Origin of the sequence: Rhizobium sp. H4, from assembly GCF_003013335.1 — a bacterium.
Classification (GTDB): Bacteria; Pseudomonadota; Alphaproteobacteria; order Rhizobiales; family Rhizobiaceae; genus Rhizobium; species Rhizobium sophoriradicis.
This window is the reverse complement of the sequence record NZ_PSOW01000006.1, coordinates 293,203-303,977: the sequence shown is the minus strand read 5'-3', so window position 1 is coordinate 303,977 and position 10,775 is coordinate 293,203. Positions and strand designations below refer to the sequence as shown.

The 10,775-nt window shown below is 62.0% G+C and carries 11 protein-coding genes; 5 read left to right on the top strand and 6 right to left on the bottom strand.

From position 1 onward, the window contains the following. Positions 1 to 351 precede the first annotated feature (351 nt). Positions 352 to 609, bottom strand: coding sequence for a DUF1150 family protein (locus C4N04_RS12210; protein WP_008524631.1), 258 nt, complete (start codon positions 607 to 609; stop codon positions 352 to 354). Between the two features lie 47 nt (positions 610 to 656). Continuing rightward, positions 657 to 1,082, bottom strand: a complete 426-nt coding sequence (locus tag C4N04_RS12205; protein WP_009995207.1) for an Hsp20 family protein — start codon at positions 1,080 to 1,082, stop codon at positions 657 to 659. Between the two features lie 293 nt (positions 1,083 to 1,375). On the opposite strand from C4N04_RS12205, the gene C4N04_RS12200 reads away from it, so the two are divergent. Next, the gene (locus C4N04_RS12200) at positions 1,376 to 2,320 is read left to right on the top strand and encodes a nucleoside hydrolase (RefSeq protein WP_096763105.1); all 945 of its coding nucleotides are present in this window, start codon (positions 1,376 to 1,378) and stop codon (positions 2,318 to 2,320) included. A 39-nt stretch (positions 2,321 to 2,359) separates the two neighbouring features. On the opposite strand, the gene grpE is transcribed toward C4N04_RS12200, so the two are convergent. Then, positions 2,360 to 2,992 (bottom strand): nucleotide exchange factor GrpE, encoded by a 633-nt coding sequence (gene grpE / locus C4N04_RS12195; protein WP_038686462.1) that lies wholly within the window; start codon positions 2,990 to 2,992, stop codon positions 2,360 to 2,362. Positions 2,993 to 3,169: 177 nt separating this feature from the next. Further along, positions 3,170 to 4,258: a heat-inducible transcriptional repressor HrcA gene (hrcA, locus tag C4N04_RS12190; protein ID WP_096763023.1), complete on the bottom strand. Its 1,089-nt coding sequence runs from the start codon at positions 4,256 to 4,258 to the stop codon at positions 3,170 to 3,172. A 126-nt stretch (positions 4,259 to 4,384) separates the two neighbouring features. On the opposite strand from hrcA, the gene rph reads away from it, so the two are divergent. Genes rph through hemW form a run of 4 tightly spaced genes read left to right on the top strand, consistent with a single transcriptional unit; the run spans position 4,385 to position 7,383 of the window. After that, positions 4,385 to 5,104: a ribonuclease PH gene (gene rph / locus C4N04_RS12185; protein WP_038686459.1), complete on the top strand. Its 720-nt coding sequence runs from the start codon at positions 4,385 to 4,387 to the stop codon at positions 5,102 to 5,104. Beyond that, positions 5,101 to 5,526 carry a VOC family protein gene (locus tag C4N04_RS12180; RefSeq protein ID WP_097667067.1) on the top strand — a complete coding sequence of 142 codons (426 nt, stop codon included), beginning with the start codon at positions 5,101 to 5,103 and terminating at the stop codon, positions 5,524 to 5,526. The genes rph and C4N04_RS12180 overlap by 4 nt, the downstream gene beginning before the upstream one ends. Next, complete coding sequence (rdgB, locus tag C4N04_RS12175; protein ID WP_009988396.1) at positions 5,527 to 6,171, top strand: RdgB/HAM1 family non-canonical purine NTP pyrophosphatase; 645 nt, start codon at positions 5,527 to 5,529, stop codon at positions 6,169 to 6,171. It abuts the gene before it with no gap. Positions 6,172 to 6,180: 9 nt separating this feature from the next. Then, on the top strand, positions 6,181 to 7,383 hold the full coding sequence (gene hemW, locus C4N04_RS12170) for a radical SAM family heme chaperone HemW (RefSeq protein ID WP_106796114.1): 1,203 nt from the start codon (positions 6,181 to 6,183) through the stop codon (positions 7,381 to 7,383). A 126-nt stretch (positions 7,384 to 7,509) separates the two neighbouring features. On the opposite strand, the gene C4N04_RS12165 is transcribed toward hemW, so the two are convergent. Together C4N04_RS12165 and dnaA are read right to left on the bottom strand one after the other, a co-directional pair. Beyond that, positions 7,510 to 8,622, bottom strand: coding sequence for a saccharopine dehydrogenase C-terminal domain-containing protein (locus tag C4N04_RS12165; protein WP_096763026.1), 1,113 nt, complete (start codon positions 8,620 to 8,622; stop codon positions 7,510 to 7,512). Positions 8,623 to 8,783: 161 nt separating this feature from the next. Then, a complete protein-coding gene (gene dnaA, locus C4N04_RS12160; RefSeq protein WP_096763027.1) occupies positions 8,784 to 10,334 on the bottom strand; it encodes a chromosomal replication initiator protein DnaA in 1,551 nt (516 codons plus the stop codon). Positions 10,335 to 10,775 lie beyond the last annotated feature (441 nt).

Below are 10,775 nucleotides of genomic sequence, written 5' to 3'. Positions count from 1 at the left end.
TCCGTCCAGATGCCTGCCAAATCATCAAATTCAGCCACCATCACCCCGCCACACACCGAAGCGGGGCAAGCACAGATGACGGCAATCGCCTGACCCAAGCTGCAACGCCGGTTATGCAACAGTCCCCGCTGGGGAGAAGAAGGAGAATGCCGCTTCGGCATCTGCCCCATTTGGACGGAGTGCCTTTAAGCAGACAGGTTCATTTTAGGCAGTGTCTGCACAGCTTGCTCCCTCTTCTCCCCTCGGGGAGAAGGTGGCCCGAAGGGTCGGATGAGGGGGCCACAGGCACAGCACCATCGGGCGATCAGCCCATCCTGAAGCAACGTCGCGACATTAGGCGCTATCTGACGGTCAGTGCAGGCTGACCGTCTTCAGTTCGTCCTCGGCAGCCTTGAAGAAGGTGCTGGAGCGGTTGTCTGTCAACAGGATCGGCGTGCCGTCGGCACCGAAGAGCGCCCAGAGATCGACGTTCGGATCGATATCCGGCGCCTCGGGGAAACACTTGGCGACCTCTTCGGTGCGCATTTTTCTGATATAGGCGACCTCGCCGTTGCCGATGTGGGCAAGCTCGGATTTGGTCAAGTGAGACGTGGCTTCTTTCATCAACATTCCTGTTCCTCCGGAAGAAGGGACCAACGGTTCGACAAACCGTTGTGCTACTGTGAAACCGAAATGTTAATTTTCTTGACCATGCGCGCGGGTTCCGGCCGAATTAGATCGACGGAGAGCAGGCCGTTCTTCAGGCCGGCGCCGAGCACCTGCATGCCGTCGGCAAGAACGAAGGTGCGCTGGAACTGGCGGGCGGCGATGCCGCGATAGAGAAAGTCCCGCTCGCCATGTTCCACCTGGCGGCCGCGGATGACAAGCTGGTTCTCTTCGGTAGAAACGTCGAGTTCCTCCTCGCTGAAGCCGGCAACCGCAAGGGTGATGCGCAGACGTTCCGGCGCGCCGCTGTCAGCGGCGATGCGTTCAATATTGTAGGGCGGATATCCGTCGCTCGCCTTGGAAATGCGCTCCAGCGTCTTTTCCATGGCATCGAAGCCCAGAAGCAGCGGGCTGGCGAAAGGGGTAATGCGGCTCATCTCTTTTCAAGTCCTTGATGCAAGCGACCATCCCGGACCTCAAGCGCAGCATCCGGATGCCGCTAATATGGGGACAGGACCCCGGCGCTGCAAGGCACAGGCGGTCCATCGGCGACGCCTCCCGAATTTAACTCGTCTCAAGCCTAAGATGGCCGGCACCGGTCTCCTTGCTTGACAAAGCGGCTATCGCCTCGCATCAAAACATTCCCGTGGCGACATGTGCTGATTTGTGACGGGAAATGAAGAAGTGGTGCATGCCGCAGCAACGGGCATGGCAAGGACGGGACGATCGCATGGCAAGCGCAAGAAAAATCATCATCGACACGGATCCCGGCCAGGACGACGCGGCCGCCATCATGCTGGCCTTCGGCAGCCCCGACGAGCTGGAGGTGCTGGGGATCACCACCGTCGCCGGCAATGTGCCGCTAACCCTCACCAGCCGCAATGCGCGCATCGTCTGCGAGCTCTGCGGCCGGCCGGAGACGAAGGTTTTCGCCGGTGCCGATAAGCCGATCGCCCGCAAGCTGGTGACGGCGGAGCACGTGCACGGCAAGACCGGCCTCGACGGTCCCGAGCTCGCCGAGCCGACGATGGCGCTGCAGCCGGCCCATTCCGTCGACTTCATCATCGAGACGCTGCGCCGCGAGCCGGAAGGAACCGTGACGCTCTGCACGCTCGGGCCGCTCACCAATATCGGCATGGCCTTTCAGAAGGCACCCGATATCATCCCGCGCATTCGCGAATTGGTGATGATGGGCGGCGGCTTCTTCGAGGGCGGCAACATCACGCCCGCGGCCGAGTTCAACATCTATGTCGATCCGGAAGCCGCCGACATCGTCTTCCGCTCCGGTATTTCGATCGTCATGATGCCGCTTGACGTGACGCACCAGTTGCTGACCCGCAAGGACCGGGTGAAGCGCATGGCCGAGATCGGCACGGCGCCGGCAAAGGCGATGGTCGAGATGCTGGAATTCTTCGAGCGCTTCGATATCGAGAAATACGGCTCCGACGGCGGGCCGCTGCACGACCCCACGGTTATCGCCTACCTCCTGAAGCCGGAGCTTTTCCAGGGCCGGGACTGCAATGTCGAAATCGAGGTGCAGTCCGAGCTTACCGTCGGCATGACCGTGGTCGACTGGTGGCATGTGACGGAGCGCAAGCGCAATGCGAAGGTGATGCGCCATGTCGATGCGGACGGCTTCTTCGATCTGCTGATCGAACGCTTCGCCCGCATCTGATTTTGTCTTCCTTCTCCAACAAAAGAGAAGGAAGCGATGTCAGGCGTCCTTCTCGTCGAAGACGGAGTTGGTTTCGGCTTCGGCCGGCTTCGGCCCGCCCTTGGCGACACCGACCATGGCCGGGCGCAGCACGCGCTCGCCGATGGTGAAGCCTGCCTGCACGACCTGGACGACCGTGTTGTTCGGCACCTCCGGGTTCGGCACCTCGAACATCGCCTGATGGAAATTCGGATCGAACTTCTGGCCGACCGGCTCGAGTTTGCGCACACCATGGCGCTCGAGCGCCGACAGCATGGCACGCTCGGTCATCTCCACACCCTCGATCAGCGTGGTCAGGCCGGCATCGGCCGTGGCCTTGGCCTCCGGAGAGATGGCATCCAGCGCCCGGCGCAGATTATCGGAGACGGCGAGCATGTCGCGGGCAAAACCGGCGACCGAATAGGACTTGGCGTCCTTGACCTCGCGCTCCGTGCGGCGGCGCAGATTGTCCATCTCGGCGGCAAGGCGCAGGTAGCGGTCGCGCAGCTCGCTGTTTTCGGCTTTCAGAAGCTCAAGCGGGTCTGGCTGGGCGGTCTCTTCCTGCACGGTATCGTTCTCGACGTAGGCGGCAGCGTCGGCTGCGGAATCGGCCGCAGTTGCGTCAGGTCCGTTTTTCGTCGTTTCATCGATCATGACGGTCTCCGGTTGGTGTCTTCAGATGCGCCCGATATCGAGGTTTGACCGAAAAAAATCAAGTCTGCGTGACAAAGAAGCGAAAATTCCGCGGACTTGCGCGCTAATGCATGTCGCCCGGAAGTGTGCAGCGGTTCCGGGATAACGACATGGATCAAAACAAAGAGCTAAAGCGCGTCAAAGCGGATTGCGCGAAAGGCGGGAGACGAGCTGGGCGGTGTAATCCACCATCGGCACGATGCGGGAATAATTGAGCCGCGTTGGGCCGATGACGCCGACAGCGCCGACGATCCGATCGTCATCGTCACGATAAGGGGCGACGATCAGCGATGAGCCCGACAGCGAGAAGAGCTTGTTTTCCGAGCCGATGAAGATGCGCACGCCCGAGCCGCTTTCGGCCAGATTGAGGATCTCGATCAGGCTGTCCTTCTTTTCGAGATCGTCGAACAGCATGCGCAGCCGGTCGAGATCCTCGGCGCCACCGAGCCCTTCGAGCAGGTTGGCGCGGCCGCGAATGATCAGCTGGGCGGGCTTTCCTTCGTCCGGGCTGCCGGCCCAGACGGCGATGCCGCGCTCGACGAGATCGCGCGAGAGCGCATCGAGCTCGTGGCGGACATCATCCTTTAACAGGCTCAATTGTTTGCGCAGCTCCGGCAGGGTCTGGCCGGACATGTGTGCATTGAGGAAATTTGCCGCCTCCGTCAGCTGCGAGGAGGTGACACCGGCCGGCAACTCGATGATGCGGTTTTCCACCTGGTCGTGATCGCCGACGAGCACGGCGAGCGCCTTTGTCGGCTCCAGCCGGATGAACTCGACATGTTTCAGCACCGGATCGCTTTTCGAGGTGATGACGAGGCCGGCGCCGCGGGAAATGCCCGACAGCATGCGGCTCGCCTCATTCATCATCGATTCGACAGGATTGCCGCCACTTTCGGCCCGCACCTGACGGTCGATATTTGCCCGCTCCTCGGCGGAGAGATCGCCGATCTGCATGAAGGCATCGACGAAGAAGCGCAGGCCGATCTGGGTCGGCAGCCGGCCGGCGCTGACATGCGGCGAATAGATCAGGCCGAGTTCTTCGAGATCGCTCATGACGTTGCGCACCGAGGCCGGCGACAGCGACATCGGCAGGAGGCGGGATAGATTGCGCGAGCCGAGTGGTTCACCGCTTTCCAGATACCCTTCGACGATGCGGCGAAAGATTTCCCGGGAGCGCTCGTCCAGCACGGCAACGGCATCTGAAACCGACGTCGACCTGATGCCCATGAAGCTCTCGAACCCACACTGATGATGCTTCCCGAAAATATAGTCAAACTCAGCCCCGTGGCAAAAGGGAATTTGCAAATGGGCGCAGCCAATCGTAGAAGCGGTCAGCAACTCCAGGAGATAAGAATGCGGCCTTCAGGCAGAAAAACCGACCAGATGCGCAAGGTCTCGTTCGAGCGCAACTTTTCCAAGCATGCGGAAGGCTCCTGCCTGGTGAAGTTCGGCGATACGCATGTGCTGTGTACCGCAAGCCTCGAGGAAAAGACGCCGCCGTGGCTGCGCAATACCGGGAAAGGCTGGGTGACGGCCGAATACGGCATGCTGCCGCGGGCGACTGGCGAACGCATGAAGCGCGAGGCGGCCGCCGGCAAGCAGGGTGGCCGCACCCAGGAAATCCAGCGGCTGATCGGCCGGTCCCTGCGCGCCGTCGTTGATCTGCAGGCGCTCGGCGAACGGCAGATCACCCTCGATTGCGATGTCATCCAGGCCGATGGCGGCACGCGGACCGCGTCGATCACCGGTGGCTGGATCGCGCTTTACGATTGCCTGAAGTGGATGGAAAGCCGCAACATGATCAAGGTTGACCGGGTCCTGAAGGATCATGTCGCCGCCATCTCCTGCGGCGTCTTCGCCAGCCAGGCGGTGATCGACCTCGACTACCTCGAGGATTCTTCGGCTGAGACCGATGCCAATTTCGTCATGACCGGCGCCGGCGGCATCGTCGAGATCCAGGGCACGGCCGAAGGCACGCCGTTTACCGAAGAGGAATTCACCTCGCTGATGGGTCTTGCCAAGAACGGCATCGGCGAACTCGTCGCCCTGCAGAAACAAGCGATTGCGGGATGAACCCCATGCTGGAAGGCATGCTGGAAACGGCGCTTTATGCGCGGGATCTCGATGCGGCCGAGGTCTTCTACGAAGACGTTCTCGGACTTGAAAAGATCACCCGTGCGGCCAACCGGCATGTCTTCTTCCGCTGCGGCCCCGGCGTGCTGCTGATCTTCAACCCCGAGGAAACGGTCAAGCCGCCGGCGCCCAATGCGCTGCAGGTGCCGCCGCACGGCACGAGCGGCGAGGGCCATGCCTGCTTCCGGGTCGCCGGCCGCAATATCGATGCGATGGCCGAACGGCTGAAGGCGGCAGGTGTGGCGATCGAATCCGAGGTGCATTGGCCGAATGGCGGCCGCTCGATCTATTTCCGCGATCCGGCCGGCAACAGCCTGGAATGCGCGGAGGCGAAAATCTGGGGCATCGAACAGGATATCTGAATGCGCAAGCTTGAAACGAAGACCATCGTTGTCGCCAGCCACAATGCCGGCAAGATCCGCGAGATCCAGGAACTGATCGGGCCGCTCGGCTTCACCGCAAAATCGGCAGCCGAGCTGAATTTCGTCGAGCCCGACGAAACCGGCACCAGCTTCGAGGAAAATGCGACGATCAAGGCGGTCGCCTCCGCCCATGCCGCCGGCATGCCGGCGCTGTCGGACGATTCCGGGCTGGTGGTCGACGCGCTCGGCGGCGATCCCGGCGTCTACACCGCCAATTGGGCGGAAAGAGCCGACGGCACGCGCGATTTCGACATGGCGATGGCGAAGGTGGAAAAGGCGCTGCAGGATGCCGGCGCCACGACGCCTGAACAGCGCACCGCGCGTTTTGTCAGCGTGCTCTGCCTCGCCTGGCCGGACGGGCATACCGAACTCTTCCGCGGCGAAGTGGAAGGCAATGTCGTCTGGCCGCCGCGCGGCACGCAGGGCTTCGGCTACGATCCGGTCTTCCAGCCGGAGGGTTACGGCGTTACCTTCGGTGAGATGAGCGGCGAGGAAAAACACGGCTGGAATATCGGCAAGCCGCAGGCGCTGTCGCACCGGGCGCGCGCCTTCAAACTCTTCGTCGAAACCTGCCTGGAGGCATAAGGTCACCACGTGGACAATTTCGATACGCCAAGCTCCCCGCGCGATGCAGCGCTGCTGCCCGATACCGGCGAGCCCGGCTTCGGCGTCTATGTCCATTGGCCCTTCTGCGCCGCGAAGTGTCCCTATTGCGACTTCAACAGCCATGTGCGCCACCAGCCGGTGGATCAGGAGCGCTTTGCCGCCGCCTTCCTGAAGGAGACGGCGGCGGTGCGGGCGATGAGCGGGCCGAAGACGGTGACGAGCATCTTCCTCGGCGGCGGCACGCCCTCGCTGATGCATCCGGAAACGGTTTCCGCCATTCTCGACGGCATTGCCCGGCACTGGCACGTGCCTGACGGTATCGAGATCACCATGGAGGCCAATCCATCAAGCGTCGAGGCCGAGCGCTTCCGCGGCTACCGGGCAGCCGGCGTCAATCGTGTCTCGCTCGGCGTGCAGGCGCTTGATGATCGCGACCTGAAATTCCTCGGCCGGCTGCATGATGTCGCCGACGCGCTGAAGGCGATCCGGCTAGCGCGCGACATTTTTCCGCGCATGTCCTTCGACCTCATCTATGCCCGGCCGAACCAGACGGTCGAGGAATGGGAACGCGAGCTGAGGCAGGCGATCTCCTACGCGGTCGACCATCTTTCGCTTTATCAGCTGACCATCGAGGAAGGCACGCCCTTCTACGGTCTGCACAAGGCGGGCAAGCTGATCGTGCCGGATGGCGAGCAATCGGCCGTGCTCTATGAGGCGACGCAGGAGATCACCGCGCGCGAGGGCATGCCCGCCTATGAGGTCTCCAACCACGCCCGGTCGGGTGCGGAAAGCCGGCACAATCTGACCTACTGGCGTTACGGCGATTATGCCGGCATCGGGCCGGGCGCGCACGGCCGGCTGACGCGCGGCCGCGAGAAGATCGCGACGGCGACCGAGCGCAAGCCGGAAGCCTGGCTCGACATGGTCGAGCGCGACGGCCACGGCATTCTCGACGAGGAGCGGCTGGGTTATGAGGAGCAGTCCGACGAATTGCTGCTGATGGGGCTGCGGCTGCGGGAAGGTGTCGATCTCGCCCGCTGGCAGCAGCTTTCCGGCCGCGAGCTCGACCCGAAGCGCGAAGAATTTCTGCTTGAGCATAAATTCATCGAGCGGATCGGCAATTCACGGCTGCGCTGCACACCGGCCGGCATGCTGATCCTCGATTCCGTCGTCGCCGACCTCGCCTGCTGATGTCGGACAACGGATTGTTTCCAGTGATAACCTTACCGCCGCGCCGATATCATTTTCAGCCGTGGCCGCTGCATAATTCCTTAAATCGAAATCGATTTAAGGATAAATATGCAGCAATTCAAAGTGCTACAGCGTCCTTTGCGCGCCTGAAGAGACGCGCGGCGCTGTAGTAGCGCCCGCCTTGAACAGGCTGCCGGTCGGCGTCTTCAGGAACATCTCCAGCGGAATATGCTCCTGGTGCAGGAAGCCGGTCGCCGGCAACAGCCCATCGCGGACCATCTCGATGACGGCGACGACCGAAGCCGAGGTCGTCCAGGCGATCGCCGTGCGGCGCGCGCCGGCAATCTCGATCGGATAATAGGCGCGCACGAATTCCTTGCGGCGCAGGCTGCCATTCTCCGTCCCCTCGGCGGCGACGTGGACGTAGACGACGTCGTCTTCGACGGGCGGCTTGGCATTGGTCAGGATCTCGCCGGCGAGTGCGCGCTTGTCGCGCATCAGAAGCTCATGGAAGAAGAAGTTCATCAGCTCCATATGGCCGGGGTAACGCATGGTCTTGTAGTCGAGATTGTCGATCTTGCCGAGCATGGTGTCGCACATGGTGCCGAGACCGCCCGAAGTGGTGAAGGCTTCGAGCTTGACGCCGCCGACATAGACCGTCTCATGCCATTCCATCGGCGAGACCAGCTTGCGCACACCGCCCTCGATGACCTCGCAATCGTTCAGATATTCGTTGACGACACCCTCCGGCGACCAGTTGAAGGCATAGCCGAGAAGGCCGGTTGGATGTTGCGGCAGGGCACCGACGCGCATGCGGATCGAGCGGCAGCGATCGAAGCCGTCGGCAAGGCTTGCGCCGACGATGCCGACGAAGCCCGGCGCCAGCCCGCATTGCGGCGCCATCAGGCCGCGGGCCGTCTTCGACAGTTCGATGATGAAATTGGTGGTGGGAACGTCTTCGGTCAGATCGAAATAATGGATGCCGGCAAGATGGGCGGCGCGGGCCAGTTCGATGTTGAGGTGATAGGGCAGGCAGGAGAGCACCGCCTCGACAGTGGAGAGCAGTTCGCCGATCACCTGAACGTCGGAAATATCGCCGGTGCGGCACTTGAAGGGCAAATCGCCCAGCGGCAATTGTGCATCGACGCCGATGACGTCGAAGCCGCCTTCATGCAACAGCGTCGCCGCCAGCCGTCCGACCTTGCCCAGGCCGAGAACGGCGATCTTTTTGAAACTCATGCATATCCTCCCACGCGCCCGCTTCGGCGCTTTCATTTTGTCCGATGCGCGCCGCTTCAGATCGGCGTGCACGGAATGGGCGGAGGTATAGAATAAAAAGCTTATAAAGGAAAACGGCCGGAATCGCTTCCGGCCGCCGAATGTCCTGGAAAATCCACCAATTATTCGTTGATCAGCCGCTTCAGCAGCTCGATTTCGTGGGAAAGCTTGGTGTCTCCCGATATCAGCTCCTCGATCTTGCGCACGGCGTGCAGCACGGTGGTGTGATCACGCCCGCCGAAACGGCGGCCGATCTCGGGGAAGGAGCGCGGCGTCAGCGTTTTCGAAAGATACATGGCGATCTGGCGCGGCTTGACGATGACGCGGGTGCGGCGATTGGAGACCAGTTCCTGACGCGAGACATTGTAATGCCGGGCGACGATGCGCTGGATATCCTCGATGCGGACACGGCGCGGTTCGCCGGAGCCGACGAGATGAGCAAGCAGTTCGTCGACGCGCTCGATCGACAGGTTCGGCTCGAAGGAGCGGCGGAAGATCAGCTGGTTGAAGGCGCCTTCGAGTTCGCGGCCGCTGGCCGTGATGTTGCGGGCTACGTGCTGGAGCAGATCGGCCGGAATTTCGAGCGACGGATCCTCCTGGCGGGCAGCCGCAAGGCGCCGCTTGAGGATTTCGAGACGCATTTCGTAATCCGGCGCATCGAGTTCGATCGCCACACCGCCCTGCAGGCGCGAGCGGACACGAGGATCGAGCGATTCCAGCTCCCAGGGCGCGCGGTCGGCGGCGACGACCACCTGCTTGGCGCTGTCGAGCAGCATGTTGAGGAGATGGCAGAATTCGTGCTGGATCATTTTGCCCTGCAGGAACTGCATGTCGTCGATGATCAAGAGGTCGATGTTGCGCAGCGAATCCTTCAGCGTCAGCGCGTCGTTGTCGCGGATCGCGGTGGCGAAGCGCCACATGAAATATTCCGCCGTCAGATAGACGACGCGCAGAGCCCGCGGGTTCTGCACCGCGGCATTGGCAATCGCCTGCAGCAGGTGCGTCTTGCCGAGCCCGACCGTTGAATGGACAAAGAGCGGATTGAAGCGCACGGCGCCGGAACCGGCTTCCGCGATCGTCTTGGCAGCCGCAAGCGCAACGCGGTTCGAGCTGCCTTCCACGAAGGTATCGAAGGTGAAACGGCTATCGAGCGGCGAGCCGAAGAGCGGCGAACCCAGGCTTGCCGGCCTTGCGGCGGCAGCAGCCGAAACCGCCTGCTGCACGGCCTGGCTGGCCGGCTGGGCGCTTGCCGGGCGGCGCATCTGCGCGGGAGCGGCCGGCTCGGGCTGGACCGCCTCGTCGGCGCCCTTCATGCCGCTGCGCGTTGCCGTGCGCACCAGGATTTCGATCTTCAAGATTTCCGGGTCTTCGGCCTGGAACAGACCGGTGATGAGATCAAGATAACGATTGTTGATCCACGACTTCAGGAAGGTCGTGGGAACCGACAGGCGAACGACGCTCTTCGAAACCGAATGCAGCTTCAACCTGGCAAACCAGCTGGCATAGACGTCAGGACCGACCTGGGCCTTCAAGCGCGCGCTGACGCGCTCGAACAATATGCTCTGCTTCATTTCCGCCTTTGCTTCTCCCATTTCAAGGCGAATGGAGCCGAACGCCTGCGGTGCCGCATCCCCATTGTCGTGCCCGCCTGCCGTCATCGTATTCATCTGCATAGTGCCGCCTTTCAATTCCACCGGCCGGCCTCCGCTAAAACAGCCGCCCGAGCATTCCCCGCCTTTGACGGGCTGGCGGCATCCTCATGAAGCCGCTCGCCTGCCGGTTCACTCAAACACGGCACAGAACTCCGGTGCAGGGACCGCGTTCATGCGGTACCTTCATCGGCTTTCCATGCCAGGCTGGCGGTCAAACCTCGTTTTCGGCCGACCAGCCCGAACGCAATATTACTATCCCCTATCCCGCAGCCTCACGTTAAACGTGGGGTTGCCATAGGCACAAAACATCCCTGCCCCGTAACAGCCACGTTACGGCTCAAATCCGTCGAGTGCTTGAAAAAACGGAAGCGCAAGGCTCCGTAACAAATGGTACAAACCTATCGCCCTGCCGACGTGGCAGTTAAGACCGAGCCTCTGCAGGTGATGTCCGCGCCCTTTGTT